Genomic DNA, 18,031 nt, shown 5'->3' with positions numbered 1-18,031 from the left:
TTGCCTCGCTTTTACTGCATATGACGGTTAGTGGGACTGTCTGTTTCTGAATTAACCAGCGTGCGACGGGAACGCGCAGGCGTCCAGTCCAGTGCGCCGATACGAACGAGGTAAACCAGACCTGCCAGTAGCACTAAAATGAAAATTGCGGCTTCCACAAAGCCGACCCAGCCGCTTTCGCGGATAGAAGTCGACCATGCGTAGAGATACAGAGCTTCCACGTCGAAGATAACGAAGAACATGGCAACCAGATAAAACTTCGCAGAAAGACGTAAGCGAGCCGAACCAACGGAGTCGATCCCCGATTCAAACGGCGTGTTCTTGCTACGCGCGCGCGCGACCGCCGAGGTACCAGCCCCCGACAAGCATCAGGCAGCACAGGCCGATGGCAATGATGAGAAATATAGCGAATGCCCAATGATGAGCGATGACTTCAGTGGATGTTGACATACGCATTGCTTAACCAAAAAAGTGTAGCGCTAAACCCTCTGCTCTTGCTGGCAGATGAACGCCACAGCGTTTCACGGGGAGGAATAAAAAAATAACCTTGCAAAAAAGCGTCCCTACTTATCGTAGAAGGCTGTATGCGGTGGCTTTTTACCCCTTTCTTTAACCTTTTGTCAACTTCAACAAAAGTTTTAACAACATTAATTTACATTAGATTTTTTTCATTAACATTAAATGCCCTTTTATGCGGAATAACCTTGCATACAAACCGGATTTAGTGTTGTTGAATCGTGTCCGTTTCTGGTGTAAATCAAAATTACCCGTCTATTTTGACAGGATTTAGCCTCGATTCCTCCCCCTAAGGAGGGGTATTTTTTTGATCTGTGACACGGTTTTGTTAATTAAACCTATAAAACAGCAACAATCCGGCCGGTTTTTTAACATTAGCATGAAGTATTGAAAGTGCAGGGAAAAGTCGGAGAACGAACGCTACATTGAATGTAAGCAATTGATAAATATATCAATAAAACGACAAAATATTAAAAATCCCTGTAAAATAAGAAAAAAAAGAACCGCAAGGTATAATTCAGACCTTAGCGGCTCATTTTTACACTTACAATTTGTTACCAGCTTTTTGTGATCTGTGTAACTAATTCCACTCAGGAAATGAGGGAATTATCTCCCCCTTCCGGGGTAAGCGCAGGCTCAGACGACCAGGGGTTATAATCCTGGGTCAGCGACTGGAAAATAGCCTGCGCCGACTCGCTTATCCTGTGCGCGTTACAGCTCAGCACATATTGCGTATCCGGCAGCGCAGGAAGCCCCTCATTCTTGCCGACAACCCGTAGCTCGGGACTCATCATTTCTACCGGACGAGCGGTAACACCAAGCCCTGCTTTTACCGCCGCTTTGACACCCGCAAGCGTCGAGGCGGAATGGGCCAGATGCCACGGCGCGCTGGCGGCATTCAACGCGGCAATGATGTCCTCACGGAACGGGCCTGGCGCTTCAAGCAGGATCAGCGGGATCGACTCTTCCCGCGGCAATACATAATCGGCAGCGCAGTACCATAGCGTTGGCGAGGTGCGCAGGATCAGCGTATCAAACTCCGTTGCCTGGTGAGTCGTCAGCGCGAGATCAATCTCCCCGCTCGCCAGCATATCCACCGCTTCAGTATGATTAAGAACCTTAATTTCCAGCGTCAGTTTCGGGTAAAAACTGCCGATCCGGTTCAACAAAAACGGTAAAATAGTCTCGGCTGTTTCATCAGATGCGCCAATCGTTAAGATCCCTTGCAGGCTACTGAACATCAGCGACATACAGGCTTCGTCATTAAAACGCAGGATTTTGCGTGCGTAGCCCAGCAGTTGAATACCCTGCTCGGTCAGCAATTTATTCCGCCCATGGCGGGCAAAGAGCTCTTTTCCGACCAGCTGTTCCAGACGTTGCATCTGTTGACTTACGGCTGACTGAGTCCGGCATACCGCTGCTGCGGCAGCGGCAAAAGTACTCAGATCGGCGACGGCAACGAATGTTCTCAGCAGATCGAGGTCGAGATTCAGTATCGGACGATTTGCATTTATCATATTTCTTCACTTACAGGTGGCGAATGCGGACCTGCCTTGTTGATGCTGTGCTCCAGGTTTCCGGCTAATCCTTGAGCCTTGTGCAATTCACAAACGGAATGTGCAGCTGGATGAACGTTATTGCATGTGAAAGTACTCGCCCGCGACAAGTGCGCGAAACGTCTGAGTCATATATTGTTCGTAGTTCTACGCTTTCTATTACACCGTTTTGATTTCTGTGACGACCTTCAAAAAAAGGCGCCTACGGCAAAGGATGATGTCATCAGCACCCCAGCACATCCATTGTAAAAAGCGAAAAAAACAAACAAAAAAAGCCTGCAATAACAATATATTAATAACTTAACCTGCAAAAAAACAGGTTCTTAATCGATATTAACGCCGGTATCCTAACCGAAAACTGAATTATTTATAAGGTCTAATCATTATTATTAAAGCCAATTTTAAACTTTTTTTCATGACTTTAATTTAATTAACAAAAAGAAAATTCCAGATTGCGAAAAAATAAAAGCTTTTTAATTAATTAAATATTCTTATTAAGCATATTTAACATTACCGTTACAGCCACCACCTTTTACCCGTTATACGCCTTTTCATACGCGCCTGCGTACCATGCGCAAAAAATAACCTCCGGCGCTACACCCTGGACGAAAAACCATATAAATGTTCACAAAAAAGCGAATTCAACACAATTATTAACCACTAAAACACCACTTAAAGGCATATTCTATAAAAGACAACGGCAATCACCAGACAAATCAATTAAACCAAAAAAATCACATAAGCAAAATCTTCTCCTGCTAACCCTTCAAAACCTCGGGGATGAAGAGTACATTGTTCCGTGCTGACTTCCACGGCAGGGAGTGGCGATAACAGCTAAAAGGTCAAAGATTCATGTCCCCTATCGAAAAATCCAGCAAGTTAGATAACGTCTGTTACGACATCCGTGGCCCGGTTCTGAAAGAGGCAAAACGCCTTGAAGAAGAAGGCAATAAAGTCCTGAAACTGAACATCGGCAACCCGGCGCCGTTCGGCTTTGACGCCCCCGACGAGATCCTTGTTGATGTTATTCGCAATCTGCCTACCGCCCAGGGTTATTGTGACTCGAAAGGCCTGTACTCGGCGCGTAAGGCTATCATGCAGCACTATCAGGCGCGCGGTATGCGCGATGTGACGGTCGAAGATATTTATATCGGTAACGGCGTCTCAGAACTGATTGTTCAGGCCATGCAGGCGCTGCTGAACAGCGGCGATGAAATGCTGGTTCCGGCACCAGATTATCCGCTGTGGACTGCCGCCGTCTCGCTCTCCAGCGGCAAGGCGGTGCACTATCTGTGCGATGAATCTGCCGACTGGTTCCCTGACCTCGACGATATTCGCGCCAAAATCACCCCGCGTACGCGCGGCATCGTGATTATTAACCCGAATAACCCGACCGGTGCGGTGTACTCGAAAGAGCTGCTGATGGAGATCGTGGAGATTGCCCGCCAGCACAACCTGATCATCTTCGCCGATGAGATCTACGACAAGATCCTCTACGACGAAGCCCAGCACCATTCGATCGCCGCGCTGGCTCCCGACCTGCTGACGGTGACTTTTAACGGCCTGTCCAAAACCTACCGCGTTGCCGGTTTTCGCCAGGGCTGGATGGTACTGAACGGACCGAAGAAACACGCGAAAGGCTATATCGAAGGCCTGGAGATGCTGGCCTCTATGCGTCTGTGCGCTAACGTACCGGCACAGCACGCGATTCAAACCGCATTAGGCGGCTATCAAAGCATCAGCGAGTTTATCGTTCCCGGCGGCAGACTGTACGAACAGCGCAACCGCGCCTGGGAGTTGATCAACGAGATCCCCGGCGTCTCCTGCGTGAAGCCGAAAGGCGCGCTCTACATGTTCCCGAAGATCGACGCAAAGCGTTTTAACATTCACGACGATCAGAAGATGGTGCTCGACTTCCTGCTGCAGGAGAAAGTCCTGCTGGTTCAGGGAAGCGCCTTTAACTGGCCGTGGCCGGATCATGTGCGTATTGTCACCCTCCCGCGTGAGGACGATCTGGAAATGGCGATTTCTCGCTTTGGCCGCTTCCTCTCCGGCTATCACCAGCTCGGATAACCCTTGCCCGGCCGCCGGTATTTGCATCCGGCGGCAATCCCTGCGCACAATAGGACCCGATGTTGTCACTGATTAAGGGTTGCTATGAGTCAGAGTCATTTCTTTGCCCACCTCTCTCGCCTGAAGTTAATTAACCGCTGGCCGCTGATGCGTAATGTACGGACAGAAAACGTCTCCGAGCACAGTCTGCAGGTGGCGATGGTTGCCCACGCGCTGGCCGCGATCAAAAACCGGATGTTTGGTGGCAAGGTTAACGCCGAGCGAATCGCCCTGCTGGCGATGTACCACGATGCATCGGAAGTGTTAACCGGCGATCTGCCGACTCCAGTCAAATATTTCAACTCGCAGATTGCGCAAGAATATAAAGCCATCGAGAAGATTGCCCAGCAGAAGCTTATCGACATGGTTCCTGACGAACTGCGCGATATCTTTGAACCGCTGATCGACGAGCATCGCTATAGCGAAGATGAGCAATCGATCGTCAAGCAGGCCGACGCGCTCTGCGCCTACCTGAAATGTCTGGAGGAGCTGTCCGCCGGCAACAACGAGTTTCTACTGGCCAAGGGCCGGCTTGAGAAAACGCTGGAATCCCGGCGCAGCGAGGAGATGGACTACTTTATGCAGGTCTTCGTCCCGAGCTTCCAGCTGTCGCTGGATGAAATCAGCCAGGATTCCCCGCTGTAACTATACCGTGCCCCGGTCTGCGCTATGCGCATCAGACCGGGGCTGTGCCGAAGCGGTTAAAACGGAAACAGCATCGGAACGAGCAGCACGCAAACCACCATCACCAGGACGGTGAACGGCACGCCAATCTTCACAAAATCGCTGAAGGTATATTTTCCCGGCCCCAGCACCAGCGTATTTACCGGTGAAGAGACCGGCGTCATAAAGGCAGCCGAAGCCGCCATCGCCACCACCATGGCAAAAGGATAAGGCGAGACGTCCATGGATTTCGCCGCCGCCAGGGCTATCGGCGCCATCAGCACCGCCGTGGCAGTGTTGGAAATAAACAGACCAATAGTGGCGCACATCACGAACAGACAGCCCAGCATCACGTAAGGGCCTTTGCTGCCGGCAACATCCATCAACCCTTCCACCACCAAATCGACGCCGCCGGTTTTTTGCAACGCCAGCGCAAAGGGCATCATCCCGACGATTAATATAATGCTTGGCCAGTGAATCGCTTTATAAGCGCTCTCAGCATTAATACAGCGGAATTTACCCATCAGCAGGCAGGAAATAATCGCCGCTATCGGGTTGGGGATCTCGTCGGTGAGCATCAGGGCGACCATCAGGACCAGGCAAAAGATAGCGTGCGGCGCCTGGCTGTGCGCGGGCGAGGCATCGTTCACCTCCATGGGCATATTCAATACGACGAAATCGCGACCGCGTTTCGCCAGCAGGGCTATCTGGCGCCAGTTTCCGACCACCAGCACAATATCGCCAAGCTGCAAAGACTCGTCGACGACCGACCCATCCATGGCTTTACCGTCGCGCTTCAGGCCGACAATATTGAGCCCAAAGCGGGTGCGAAAACCGATCTCGCGGACCGTTTTACCGATCAGTTCCGAATCCGGAATCAGCGCGACTTCGGCCATCCCCACATCCAGCGCCTGATCTGAAAAGTATTCGCCGCGCAGTACCATCGGTTCAAGCATTTGCTCGCCGCAGAACTGGCGTAAATCAACGTCTGACGCGGACATGTCGATCAGCAGCACGTCGCGGGCACGAAACTCGGATACACCGTTCACATTGACGATAACCCGACGAAAACGGCGCCAGCGCTCTACGCCGATCACGTTGGCGCAGTAGCGTTCACGCAGCTTGAGGTCATCAAGCCGCTGGCCGATCATGGGAGACCCCGGACGAATGGCCAGACGGCGGGCCCGGCCGGTCAGGTGGTACTCTTTGATTAAATCGCGAAAGGTGCTCCTTTTCCGCCCGTCCCGCGCGTGGTCGCTCTCCCCACCTCTGAGCATAAAGCGCACCGCCAGCATATAGACGACGCCCAGCAGCAGCACCACCAGGCCAATCGGCGTGACGCTAAAAAAGCTGAAGCCATGCAGCCCTTCACGTAACAGCTCGCTGTTCACAACCAGGTTAGGCGGCGTAGCCACCAGCGTCATCATCCCGCTGATTAGGCCAGCAAAGCTTAGCGGCATCATCAGACGCGATGGCGAGGTATTCATCCGCATGGAGACGCTGAGAACCACCGGAATAAAAATAGCGACCACGCCGGTCGAGCTCATAAACGCGCCAAGCCCGGCGACGGTCAGCATCAGAAAGACCAGCATTTTCGTTTCGCTGTTGCCGGCCACGCTCACCAGCCAGCTGCCGACTTTGGTCGCCACCCCGGTACGGACCAGACCATCGCCGATAATAAACAGCGCCGCAATAAGGATCACGTTCGGATCGCTAAAACCCGAGAACGCTTCGCTGAGCGTCAGCGTATCGCTGAGGACAAAGGCGACAATCACCAGCAGCGCAATCGCATCCATGCGCACTTTCCCACTGGCAAAGAGCACAACCGCGACGGCAAGAAGAGACAACACCCAAATCAGTTCACCGTTCACAACCTATCCTTGTCTGAAGAAGGAGCTGGAATTTTTGCATAAAAAAGCCCCGGCCATGCGGGGCTACGTCATGAGATTAGTCTTTAACCGTCACATTCACCTTCCCGTCCGACGTGCGGACGACAGCCAGGTTTTCGAGGGAGGTTAAGACCAGATCCGCCTCGTTCAGACGCGGCGCATCTGCCGGTACGTTCACCGCGATTGTCCGGCAGCCTGCCGTCAGGCCGGAAAGCAAACCGGCGGGCGCGTCCTCGACCACGACGCACTCTTGCGGCGCCAGCGCTAAGCGTTCCGCCCCGAGCAGATAGGCATCCGGGGCCGGTTTACCCTGTTTCACCTGCTCAGCCGTCACAAAAACGCGGGCATTTGGCAGGCCCGCCGCGCGATGGCGCGCATGGGCAACAGGTACCGAACCGGAAGTGACGATAGCCCATGGGATCGCGGCTTCATCGAGAGTAGTCAGCAGCGCCACCGCACCCGGCAGGGCAGTGATTCCATCGGTATCCGCCGCTTCAACCGCTTCAAGCCAGCGGAACTCCGCCTGCACTTCCTCTTCGCTGCGCCCCGGTAGAAAATGGCGTAAAGAGGTTATCGCCTGCTTGCCATGAATGAAGTTCAGCACCTCATCGTGCGGGATGTCGAAACGATCCGCCCATTTGCACCACGAGCGCTCCACTACGGGTAATGAATCGACTAACGTCCCGTCAAGATCAAACAGGAAACCTTTACACTGCACGGAAACCTCCATCAGGCATTAATAATTTGATTAATTTCGTTGCTGCTTAAATGGTACTGACGCGGGCAAGCGTGCCAGGCGTTGAGCATGCGCTGGTATTTATCCCACATCGGCGTCTGTGAGTTAAAGCCATGGGTGCCGGCGTCAAAGTGGCTGTAGCGCCCCTCAACGTTGACGATAAAGCGAACATAGCCGAGGAAGCGCGCTTCGGTTGCAACATCAAATCCGAGGAAGGTGACCCGGCGTTCGTCGATTTCACTTGCGTCCTTCAGGTTCGTCCAGGAGACATGCAGCGCATGATACATTTCCATAATATCGATGATGGTACGGCAGGTTTCTTCCGTCAGTTGGCCAAACTCGCGATCCAGTTCGCGCATTTGCAATCCGTATCCACGCTCGATGATGGTCTGTAGACGGCGGTAACGTTCAGCGTTGTCCGGGTCGAGCATCGTCATCATCTTGTACTGATTAGATAAAATCAGACGCTGCGCATTGGTCATTTCCATTTTTTGACTCCTGTAGCACTTTACGGCGTGAAAAAAGAAGGCGCATTAATCATGCGCCTTCTTTTATATGCGTTTTCCTTAGTGAATTACAAATCATCAAGGAAAGTTTTATCCAGTTGTTTGAAGGCGCGCTTAAGCGTGTCAGCTAATGCCTGATAATCCGGCTTACCCTCGACCGGCGCCAGCGCCTGTCCTGCGTCCTGCAATTTGCCACGCACTTCATAAAACCAGTTCAGTACCGACGGCGGCAGCGGCGTCACCGAACGCTTACCCAGCCACCATAATCCCTGCATCGGCAAACTCAGGGCAAACAGCGCCGTCGCCACCGCCGGACCCAGCTGCCCACCCAGCGCGATTTGCCAGCACAGCGTAAAGACCGCGATCGGCGGCATGATGCGGATAGCGTAACGGGTTGCGCGAATAATGCGGTTTTCAATAAATACCGGGGCGAGGCGTTTGTCCAAAGGCCAGGTCTTTGCGTAGTGCTGCCCGCGGCGGAACAAGCTAAAGAAGCTGACGGGACGATTATCGGGGGTCGACATGGCTTTACCTCAACTTTACATATAAAACTTAAAAAATTCGTGCAAAACACCAACTGTGCATGACAACGTTCAAAACATTTTGGCAATGGCTGCGGCAATCAGGTATCCTGTGCCCGCCTGAAAGGGCGATAGACCCTTTGACCAGGTTAGTCAAATTATCGCACATTCTGCCATTGGCTGAAAATTATCCAAAATGGCATAAAATCAAATGTACTTCTCCCATCGTGCCCGAAAACAGAACAAGGCATGATGTTAATCATAAATGTCGTTGTCATCCTGCGCTACGCTTTGTGACACACTGACGTTTTTTTAGCCACGTATCATAAAAGGTACTTCCATGTCGAGTAAGTTAGTACTGGTTCTGAACTGCGGTAGCTCCTCACTGAAATTTGCTATCCTTGATGCCGTAAACGGTGACGAATATCTGTCTGGTTTAGCCGAATGTTTCCATCTTCCTGAAGCACGTATTAAGTGGAAAATGGACGGCAGCAAACACGAAGCAGATTTAGGCGCTGGCGCCGCTCACAGTGAAGCGCTTAACTTTATCGTTAACACTATTCTGGCACAAAAACCAGAACTGTCTGCTCAGCTGACCGCAATCGGCCACCGTATTGTTCACGGTGGTGAAAAATACACCAGTTCCGTGGTCATTGATGATTCCGTTATCCAGGGCATCAAAGATTCCGCCTCTTTCGCTCCGCTGCACAACCCGGCTCACCTGATCGGTATTGCTGAAGCACTGAAATCATTCCCGCATCTGAAAGAGAAGAACGTTGCCGTGTTCGACACCGCGTTCCATCAGACTATGCCGGAAGAATCCTATCTGTATGCTCTGCCGTACAGCCTGTACAAAGAGCACGGCGTACGTCGCTACGGCGCGCACGGCACCAGCCACTTCTACGTGACTCAGGAAGCGGCTAAAGTCCTGAACAAGCCGGTTGAAGAGCTGAACATCATCACCTGCCATCTGGGCAACGGTGGTTCTGTATCCGCTATCCGCAACGGTAAATGCGTTGACACCTCTATGGGTCTGACCCCGCTGGAAGGTCTGGTCATGGGTACCCGCTCTGGCGACATCGACCCGGCTATCATCTTCCACCTGCACGACTCCCTGGGCATGAGCGTTGATGCTATCAACAAAATGCTGACCAAAGAGTCTGGCCTGCTGGGTCTGACCGAAGTCACCAGCGACTGCCGTTATGTTGAAGACAACTACACCGATAAAGCCGATGCTAAACGTGCAATGGACGTTTACTGCCATCGTCTGGCCAAGTACATCGGTTCCTACACCGCGCTGATGGACGGTCGTCTGGATGCCGTTATCTTCACCGGTGGTATCGGTGAAAACGCGGCAATGGTTCGTGAACTGTCTCTGGGCAAACTGGGCGTTCTGGGCTTCGAAGTTGATCACGAGCGTAACCTGGCTGCCCGTTTCGGCAAGTCTGGCTTCATCAACAAAGAAGGCACCCGCCCGGCTCTGGTCATCCCGACCAACGAAGAGCTGGTTATCGCGCAAGACGCCAATCGTCTGACTGCCTGATTCCACACCGCCAGCGAAACCCTAAATAATTCGAGTTGCTGGAAGGCGGCGACCCAGAGAATCTCCGGTCACGTACAGGTAGTACGTGACCGGGGTGAACCAGGAAAGCCAACGCACATGCAACTTGAAATATAACGGGAAGCTGGTGGTGCAGTTTTGTATCCCGCCTGATACTGGCGGTAACGAAAGAGGATATATCGTGTCCCGTATAATCATGCTGATCCCGACCGGAACCAGCGTTGGCCTGACCAGCGTCAGCCTCGGTGTTATCCGTGCAATGGAACGCAAAGGCGTTCGTCTGAGCGTCTTTAAACCTATCGCCCAACCGCGCGCTGGCGGCGATGCGCCAGACCAGACGACCACCATCGTTCGTGCTAATTCAAGCCTTCCGGCCGCCGAGCCGCTGAAGATGAGCCACGTCGAGTCGCTGCTGTCCGGCAACCAGAAAGATGTGCTGATGGAAGAGATCATCGCCAACTATCACGCCGCGACTCAGGATGCAGAAGTGGTGCTGGTTGAAGGTCTGGTCCCGACCCGTAAACATCAGTTTGCTCAGTCTCTGAACTTCGAAATCGCCAAAACGCTGAACGCGGAAATTGTCTTCGTGATGTCTCAGGGTACCGACACCCAGGAACAGCTGAACGAACGTATCGAGCTGACCCGCAACAGCTTCGGCGGCGCGAAAAACACCAACATTACCGGTGTTATCGTCAACAAGCTGAACGCACCGGTTGACGAACAGGGTCGTACCCGTCCCGATCTGTCGGAAATCTTCGATGACTCTTCCAAAGCGAAAGTCGTGAAGATCGATCCGGCTCAGCTGCAGTCTGGCAGCGCGCTGCCGGTTCTGGGCGCGGTACCGTGGAGCTTCGATCTGATCGCAACGCGTGCGATCGATATGGCTCGCCACCTGAATGCCACCATCGTCAACGAAGGTGACATCAACACCCGCCGCGTGAAGTCTGTCACCTTCTGCGCGCGCAGCATCCCGCACATGCTCGAACACTTCCGTGCCGGTTCTCTGCTGGTGACTTCCGCAGACCGTCCTGATGTTCTGGTCGCCGCCTGCCTCGCCGCCATGAACGGCGTTGAAATCGGCGCGCTGCTGCTGACCGGTGCTTACGAAATGGACGCGCGCGTCAGCAAGCTGTGCGAACGTGCATTCGCGACCGGCCTGCCGGTCTTTATGGTGAACACCAACACCTGGCAGACCTCCCTGAGCCTGCAGAGCTTCAACCTCGAAGTTCCGGTTGACGATCACGAGCGCATTGAGAAAGTTCAGGAATACGTTGCCAACTACATTAACGCTGACTGGATCGAGTCTCTGACCGCGACCTCCGAACGTAGCCGCCGCCTGTCTCCGCCGGCCTTCCGCTACCAGCTGACCGAGCTGGCGCGCAAAGCGGGTAAACGCGTCGTTCTGCCGGAAGGTAACGAGCCGCGTACCGTTAAAGCCGCAGCAATCTGCGCAGAACGCGGTATTGCGACCTGTGTCCTGCTGGGTAACCCGGATGAGATCAACCGCGTTGCTGCCGCTCAGGGCGTCGAGCTGGGCGCTGGTATCGAAATCGTCGATCCGGATGTGGTTCGCGAAAGCTACGTCGCTCGTCTGGTCGAACTGCGTAAGAGCAAGGGGATGACCGAAGCGGTTGCCCGCGAGCAGCTGGAAGACAACGTCGTTCTCGGCACGCTGATGCTGGAACAAGACGAAGTCGACGGCCTGGTTTCCGGCGCAGTTCACACTACCGCCAACACCATCCGTCCGCCGCTGCAGCTGATCAAAACGGCACCGGGCAGCTCTCTGGTCTCTTCCGTGTTCTTCATGCTGCTGCCGGAACAGGTTTACGTTTACGGTGACTGCGCCATCAACCCGGATCCGACCGCAGAACAGCTGGCTGAAATCGCTATTCAGTCCGCCGATTCCGCCATCGCTTTCGGCATTGAGCCGCGCGTAGCGATGCTCTCCTACTCCACCGGTAATTCTGGTGCCGGTAGCGACGTCGAAAAAGTTCGTGAAGCGACCCGTCTGGCACAGGAAAAACGTCCTGACCTGATGATCGACGGCCCGCTGCAGTATGACGCGGCGGTGATGGCTGACGTGGCGAAATCCAAAGCGCCAAACTCGCCGGTTGCCGGACGTGCGACCGTGTTCATCTTCCCGGATCTGAACACCGGTAACACCACTTACAAAGCCGTACAGCGTTCTGCTGACCTGATCTCCATCGGGCCAATGCTGCAGGGTATGCGTAAGCCGGTAAACGACCTGTCTCGTGGCGCGCTGGTAGACGATATCGTCTACACCATCGCCCTGACCGCGATTCAGTCTTCTCAGCAGCAGCAGTAATTTAGCGCTGAGATCAAAAAAGGCAGCCCGATGGCTGCCTTTTCTTTTGCTCGACTTCCGTGCCGAATCGACATCTGAGCGGTGACGACTTCCCGATGCCTGGCAAAAGCTACTCTTTACCCTCATCGTCAGAGTCCGCGTAGTCATTCCCGGCATTGCGCGTCATCCACAGCGCCAGCGCTTTTAATGAATCCGGGGTGAATTCATCGCAGCGAGCGGTAATCTCTTCCGGCGTCAGCCAGCACACTTCGCTCACCTCCTCTTCCTGCAAGGCAAAGGGGCCGTGCGACACACAGCTAAACAGGCTTCCCCAGACGCGACAATGCTTATCTTCGTAATAGAACTGGCCATGATCGGCGAACGGCACGCCGGCAATCCCCAGCTCTTCTTCCGCTTCCCGGCGAGCCGAATCCAGCAGCTGCTCATCGGCCTGCACCACGCCGCCGGCGGTAGCATCCAGCATGCCCGGCTGGAAATCTTTGGTCTCGGTACGACGTTGCACCAGGATTTTGCCCATCCCATCATGAACAACAATATAGGTTGCCCGATGACGCAGGCACTGCGCGCGCATTTGCTCGCGGCTGGACTGCGCTATCACCTCATTGTTTTCATTAACAATGTCTACCCATTCTGTGCTTGCCAAATCGTTCTGTTCCGCCATCAGGAAACCTTACTTTTGAAAGCGCTCTCGCGGCGCGTCTTTACGGTTGGGGGGTAAATTACGGGTTAATTGCAACCTCTGCAATAACCTGATGATCATCAAGTGCTAAAACCTGTAGTCGGTCCCCTTCCAGGAGGCCGTAGCTGGCGGAAAATCCCCCTTTGGGAATGCTGACCGAGCCGGGATTGAAGAGAAAAATATCGCCGCGCTTCTCGGCTACCGGAATATGAGTATGACCATAAACCAGGACATCGCCAGCGGCGAGAGGAGGCATTTTTTCGGGGCTGTACAGATGCCCGTGGGTCAGAAACAGGCGGGTGCGTTCGCTCAGCACCTGCTGCCAGGGCGCAGTGATGGGGAAGTCCAGCAGCATCTGATCGACTTCGCTGTCGCAGTTACCGCGAACGGCGATCACCCGTTGCGCGACGCCGTTGAGCTTCACAGCAACGTCCGCCGGCGCATAGCCTTCGGGTAACGCATTCCGCGGCCCATGGTTCAGCACATCGCCAAGAATAATCAGCCACTGCGCCCCACTTTGCGCGAACCGTTCCAGAACGCGTTCAGTAGCGGGCAGGGAACCATGAATATCCGATGCAAACATCAGCTTCATTTCTTCCGTCTCCACGCATTTCGATGCGCCTATGATAGCGGAACCGCTGCCTCGAATCAGCCCGCGCGTTTAGCTGACAGTGCGACAAAACGCTGAACCGACGCCCGCTGCCACTGGAATGTCGCATAGTCCGCCAGCGGCTCCGGGACCGCATCACCGTTAAGCACCAGCCGGTTGATCATCAGGGCAAGATCGGTATCGGCAATCGACCACTCCCCGAACAGATTATTGCCGCCGTGGGCCAGCAGTTCAGACGCGGTTTCGAATAATTTGTCCGCGCTTTTACGGCCCGCGGCGCTAAGCTCCGGTTTCTTTTGCCCCGCGAATACCACGTCGGTAGATCGCTCCTCGCGAATGGGCATCAGATCGCTGCGCAGCCAGGCTTGCACCTGCCGCGCCCGGGCCCGCTTTTGCAGATCGTGGGGATAGAGCCGCTCCCACTCCGGCGGTGCGAAACGTTCATCCAGATACTCGCTAATCGCGGACGATTCGCTAAGCGCGAACTCCTCCACTTCTAACAACGGCACGCGGCGGGTCACGGTATAACCTTTCCAGCCAGGCTGCTGGTTTTCGCCGCTATCGAGATCGATGGTTTTGAGAGCAAATGGCAGGCTTTTTTCCTGCAGGGCAACGTAGACGGACATCACGTACGGCGAGAAAAAACGCGAATCGGACCACAGGGTAATGACGGGCTGGCTCATGGCATCCTCAATAAATTATGGGGCGATAAGTCAACATATCCTGTCTTTTAAGGGATGTCACTTACCGCACCATGAGGATTTTGCATCCCCTGACGGCTAGCCGATGATCATCGTTTTCGGCTCCAGATAAGCCTGCATTCCCCATTTGCCCATTTCACGTCCCAGCCCGGATTGCTTGAAGCCACCGAACGGCGCCTGCGGTTCATGTTCAAGGGTATTGACCAGCACGCGCCCGGACTCTATCGCCAGCGCAACCTCCTGACCACGCTGCCGATCGCCGCTTAATACCAGGGCGCTCAGGCCATAGGTCGTATCGTTGGCTATCGCGATGGCTTGCGCCTGATCCTGATAGGGAATCAGTACCAGCACCGGGCCAAAGATCTCTTCTCGCGCAATGCGCATCTGGTTGTGGACATCGCTGAATACGGTCGGTTTCACGCACCAGCCTTTTTCCATTCCCTGCGGTCGCCCTTCACCGCCGATAAGCAATCTTGCCCCCTCCTGCTGCCCCAGGCGAATATAATCCTGCACCCGTTGCCACTGTTTCCGGCTGACCATCGGGCCAATTGTCGTCTGCGCGTCGCGCGGATCGCCGGAGATATAGTCCGCCATCGCCTGCACAATAGCCTGTTCAAACTCCGCCAGACGCCCGGCGGGCACCAGAATTCGCGTCCCGGCGATGCAGGCCTGCCCGCTATTCATAAATCCGGCCGCCAGCGCCAGCGAAACCGCCTGCTGCATATCGGCATCATCCAGAATGAGGGTCGGTGATTTACCGCCAAGTTCCAGCGTGACGCGTTTCAAGGTTTGCGCACCGCTGGCGATAATATGTTTCCCTACGGCGGTAGAACCGGTGAAAGAAATTTTAGCAATATCGGGATGATGGTTAATAATATCCCCCACCACTTCGCCCCGTCCGGTCACGATGTTAACGACTCCGGCGGGGATCTGCGCCGCGTGCAGCGCTTCGGTGACGATCTGCGTCTGCCAGGCGCTCATCTCGCTGGGTTTAATCACCGTCGTACAGCCTGCCGCCATCGCCGTCGCCAGCTTGCTACAGATAAAACCAGCACCGCTGTTCCACGGCGTAATCAACCCCGCCACGCCGACCGGCGTCATCACAACCTGCGCACGCCCCGCCGGTTCAACAAATTCGAAGCTCGCCAGCGTCTCCATCGCCTGTTTAATGGTTTGCGCCGGCCATGCCGCCATCCATTGCGAGCGCGAAGCCGGGGCGCCATATTCGGTCACAATCGCCTCACGTAAATCCGCCTCTCTCGCCCGGACGGCCTGGTACATCCGCTCAAGGACATCCAGACGCTGCTGTTTCGTCGTCCGTGACCAGCAAGGAAACGCTGCTTTTGCTGCGGCAATCGCGCGCCGGGCATCCTCTTCATCCGCCAGCCGTGCCTGGCCAATCACCTCTTCCGTCGCCGGGTTGAACAGCGCAAAGGTTTCGCTGCCGTGCGGGGTGACAAATTCACCGTTGATATAAATTTTATCGATGTGCAGCATATTCGTCTTCCTCATTGATTTGATGAAGGGAAGTATAGAGTCGACGTATTGCCCCGATAAGAGGGTATAATCAACACAGCCTGTCACGAAAATCGGGATAATTATGCACCGTAGCGGTCTGACTGAACTGGAAGTCCTCCTTGCCGTAGCCCACCGCCAGAGCTTCCGAGCGGCCGCCCGGGAGCTGGGCATGTCGGCCACCGCTATCAGCAACGCCGTCGCCGGACTGGAGGCGCGGCTCAACGTACGTCTGTTTAACCGTACCACCCGCAGCGTTGCGTTGACGGAGGCCGGGCGACGCTACGTCGAGCGCGTGGCGCCTGCGCTGGCAGAAATTCAGCGCGCATCGGAAGAGATTGCCACTCAACCGGAAATGCCGACCGGTACACTGCGCATCAATGCGCCACGCGAGAGCGTTGCCCTGCTGTTCGGGCTGTTCGATGCCTTCCTCAAGCGCTACCCGGACATGCGTCTCGACATCACCACCGAGTCCCGGCTGGTCGATATTGTCGCCGAGGGTTACGACGCCGGCATCCGCCTGGCAGAGTCGCTGCCGCAGGATATGATTGCCGTTACGCTGACGCCCGATGTGCGGATGCGTATCGTCGGTACGGCGGAATATTTTGCCCGCTGCGGCATTCCGCACAGCCCGGAAGATCTGCTGCATCATCAGAGCATCGGGATGCGTATGTCGCACGGCGGTCTCTATCACTGGGAGCTGGAGCGCCAGCAACAAAAGCTGACGGTTAACGTCCCGCCGCGTATTACCCTCAGTGAAATGGGCGCCATCCACCGTGCGGTACTTGCCGGCCTCGGCCTGGCCTTTATCTCGGACTGGTTTATCAAAGAAGATCTGGCCTGCGGCAGGCTCGTCAGCGTGATGGATGAGTGGTGTCCGTCGTTTGCCGGCCTACGCCTCTATTATCCCGGCCGCCGCCACGTTCCGCCCGGGCTGAAGGCTTTTATCAGCCTGGTGCACGAGTTACGCGACCGTCCCGATCCTGCCGGCAAAATTTAGCGCCCCTCCTCCCGGATAGCGGCAGGTCGCCTATACTCGAACACGTGCGACCTACGACGGCGGGAGTCACCATGATCGACCTTTACTACGCACCCACCCCTAACGGCCAGAAAATCATTCTCTTTCTCGAAGAGGCGCAGCTGGCCTATCGCCTGATTCGGGTCGATATCAATAAAGGGGAACAGTTTCGCCCGCAGTTTCTCGCTCTCTCGCCGAATAATAAAATTCCCGCTATCGTCGACCACCTCCCCGTCGACGGCGGAGCGCCGCTCGGCCTGTTTGAGTCCGGGGAAATCCTGCTCTATCTGGCGGAAAAATCAGGAAAACTGCTTAGCGGTGAGCTGCGCGAGCGCCATACCACGCTACAGTGGCTGTTCTGGCAGGTCAGCGGATTAGGCCCTATGCTGGGGCAGAATCACCATTTCAATCACAGCGCGCCGCAGGCGGTGCCCTATGCCATCGAGCGTTATCAGGTCGAGACCCAGCGGTTGTACAACGTACTGAACCGTCGTCTGGAGGTCAGCCCATGGCTCGGCGGCGAACATTACAGTATTGCCGATATTGCCTGCTGGCCGTGGATTCGCGCCCACCCTCGCCAGCGTATTGATCTCGCGCATTTTCCGGCGATTCATAACTGGTTTGAACGCATTCGTCAGCGTCCGGCCACCGGGCAGGCGCTGATAAAAATACAACACCAATAACCCCCCTGCTCGCATGGCTTGCTTTCATGTATGATTGCGGAAATGACAACACGGAGGAAGCCTGCAATGTCCCAGCCAGACGCCATTATTCGTATAAAGAACCTACGCTTACGTACTTTTATCGGAATCAAAGAAGAAGAAATCGCTAACCGCCAGGATGTGGTGGTCAATGTTGCGATTCACTACCCGGCGGAGCGGTCACGCAACAGTGAAGATATCAACGATGCGCTGAATTACCGCACGATTACCAAGCGTATCATCAGCCACATTGAGAATAACCGCTTCTCGCTGCTGGAAAAATTAACTCAGGATGTGCTCGATATCGCATGCGAACATCACTGGGTCACTTATGCTGAAGTTGAGATCGATAAACTTTATGCACTGCGCTACGCCGACTCCGTCTCAATGACCATGAGCTGGCGGCGCTAAGCTTCTTAGG

16 protein-coding genes and 1 pseudogene are annotated in these 18,031 nt (G+C 54.7%); 7 read left to right on the top strand and 10 right to left on the bottom strand.

All coding sequences use genetic code 11. The features are described from left to right. Nucleotides 1-11: 11 nt before the first annotated feature. Nucleotides 12-456: pseudogene (nuoA, locus tag OQV00_RS07415) on the bottom strand (NADH-quinone oxidoreductase subunit NuoA). Between the two features lie 650 nt (nucleotides 457-1,106). After that, the gene (locus OQV00_RS07410) at nucleotides 1,107-2,033 is read right to left on the bottom strand and encodes a LysR family transcriptional regulator (protein ID WP_044348174.1); all 927 of its coding nucleotides are present in this window, start codon (nucleotides 2,031-2,033) and stop codon (nucleotides 1,107-1,109) included. An 891-nt stretch (nucleotides 2,034-2,924) separates the two neighbouring features. On the opposite strand from OQV00_RS07410, the gene alaA reads away from it, so the two are divergent. Both alaA and yfbR read left to right on the top strand, forming a co-directional pair. Then, a complete protein-coding gene (gene alaA / locus OQV00_RS07405; RefSeq protein WP_004865108.1) occupies nucleotides 2,925-4,145 on the top strand; it encodes an alanine transaminase AlaA in 1,221 nt (406 codons plus the stop codon). An 84-nt stretch (nucleotides 4,146-4,229) separates the two neighbouring features. Further along, nucleotides 4,230-4,829, top strand: a complete 600-nt coding sequence (gene yfbR, locus OQV00_RS07400; protein WP_004865109.1) for a 5'-deoxynucleotidase — start codon at nucleotides 4,230-4,232, stop codon at nucleotides 4,827-4,829. A gap of 56 nt (nucleotides 4,830-4,885) precedes the next feature. Here yfbR and OQV00_RS07395 read toward each other — a convergent pair whose 3' ends face one another. The 4 genes from OQV00_RS07395 to yfbV form a co-directional block, all read right to left on the bottom strand. After that, nucleotides 4,886-6,718: an SLC13 family permease gene (locus OQV00_RS07395; RefSeq protein WP_266280096.1), complete on the bottom strand. Its 1,833-nt coding sequence runs from the start codon at nucleotides 6,716-6,718 to the stop codon at nucleotides 4,886-4,888. 76 nt (nucleotides 6,719-6,794) lie between these two features. Further along, complete coding sequence (locus OQV00_RS07390) at nucleotides 6,795-7,466, bottom strand: sugar phosphatase (protein WP_155074965.1); 672 nt, start codon at nucleotides 7,464-7,466, stop codon at nucleotides 6,795-6,797. Then, the gene (locus OQV00_RS07385; protein ID WP_004865120.1) at nucleotides 7,466-7,960 is read right to left on the bottom strand and encodes a YfbU family protein; all 495 of its coding nucleotides are present in this window, start codon (nucleotides 7,958-7,960) and stop codon (nucleotides 7,466-7,468) included. The genes OQV00_RS07390 and OQV00_RS07385 overlap by 1 nt, the downstream gene beginning before the upstream one ends. 86 nt (nucleotides 7,961-8,046) lie before the next feature. Continuing rightward, complete coding sequence (gene yfbV, locus OQV00_RS07380) at nucleotides 8,047-8,502, bottom strand: terminus macrodomain insulation protein YfbV (protein WP_015583789.1); 456 nt, start codon at nucleotides 8,500-8,502, stop codon at nucleotides 8,047-8,049. 337 nt (nucleotides 8,503-8,839) lie between these two features. Between yfbV and ackA the strand changes: the two genes are divergently transcribed. Next, complete coding sequence (gene ackA / locus OQV00_RS07375) at nucleotides 8,840-10,042, top strand: acetate kinase (RefSeq protein WP_004865128.1); 1,203 nt, start codon at nucleotides 8,840-8,842, stop codon at nucleotides 10,040-10,042. Nucleotides 10,043-10,241: 199 nt separating this feature from the next. Next, nucleotides 10,242-12,386 (top strand): phosphate acetyltransferase, encoded by a 2,145-nt coding sequence (gene pta / locus OQV00_RS07370; RefSeq protein WP_015583788.1) that lies wholly within the window; start codon nucleotides 10,242-10,244, stop codon nucleotides 12,384-12,386. A gap of 109 nt (nucleotides 12,387-12,495) precedes the next feature. On the opposite strand, the gene yfcD is transcribed toward pta, so the two are convergent. From yfcD to OQV00_RS07350, 4 genes are all read right to left on the bottom strand, one after another. Beyond that, on the bottom strand, nucleotides 12,496-13,047 hold the full coding sequence (yfcD, locus tag OQV00_RS07365; protein WP_015583787.1) for an NUDIX hydrolase YfcD: 552 nt from the start codon (nucleotides 13,045-13,047) through the stop codon (nucleotides 12,496-12,498). Nucleotides 13,048-13,105: 58 nt separating this feature from the next. Then, nucleotides 13,106-13,657, bottom strand: a complete 552-nt coding sequence (gene yfcE, locus OQV00_RS07360; protein WP_015583786.1) for a phosphodiesterase — start codon at nucleotides 13,655-13,657, stop codon at nucleotides 13,106-13,108. Between the two features lie 56 nt (nucleotides 13,658-13,713). Beyond that, nucleotides 13,714-14,358, bottom strand: coding sequence for a glutathione transferase (gene yfcF / locus OQV00_RS07355; RefSeq protein ID WP_015583785.1), 645 nt, complete (start codon nucleotides 14,356-14,358; stop codon nucleotides 13,714-13,716). A gap of 96 nt (nucleotides 14,359-14,454) precedes the next feature. Further along, entirely contained in the window at nucleotides 14,455-15,873 is a 1,419-nt protein-coding gene (locus OQV00_RS07350; protein ID WP_266280094.1) for an aldehyde dehydrogenase family protein, read from the bottom strand. Between the two features lie 103 nt (nucleotides 15,874-15,976). Between OQV00_RS07350 and OQV00_RS07345 the strand changes: the two genes are divergently transcribed. The 3 genes from OQV00_RS07345 to folX all read left to right on the top strand — a co-directional run bounded on the left by OQV00_RS07345 (nucleotide 15,977) and on the right by folX (nucleotide 18,021). After that, on the top strand, nucleotides 15,977-16,891 hold the full coding sequence (locus OQV00_RS07345; protein WP_015583783.1) for a LysR family transcriptional regulator: 915 nt from the start codon (nucleotides 15,977-15,979) through the stop codon (nucleotides 16,889-16,891). Between the two features lie 71 nt (nucleotides 16,892-16,962). Beyond that, nucleotides 16,963-17,592 carry a GSH-dependent disulfide bond oxidoreductase gene (yfcG, locus tag OQV00_RS07340; RefSeq protein ID WP_015583782.1) on the top strand — a complete coding sequence of 210 codons (630 nt, stop codon included), beginning with the start codon at nucleotides 16,963-16,965 and terminating at the stop codon, nucleotides 17,590-17,592. A 66-nt stretch (nucleotides 17,593-17,658) separates the two neighbouring features. Continuing rightward, the gene (gene folX, locus OQV00_RS07335) at nucleotides 17,659-18,021 is read left to right on the top strand and encodes a dihydroneopterin triphosphate 2'-epimerase (protein ID WP_015583781.1); all 363 of its coding nucleotides are present in this window, start codon (nucleotides 17,659-17,661) and stop codon (nucleotides 18,019-18,021) included. Nucleotides 18,022-18,031: the final 10 nt, after the last annotated feature.

It is taken from the genome of Klebsiella sp. DY2415 (assembly GCF_026314315.1).
Lineage (GTDB): Bacteria > Pseudomonadota > Gammaproteobacteria > Enterobacterales > Enterobacteriaceae > Klebsiella > Klebsiella ornithinolytica.
The sequence above is the reverse complement of the archived record's forward strand: the minus strand, read 5'-3'. Positions and strand labels throughout refer to the sequence as shown.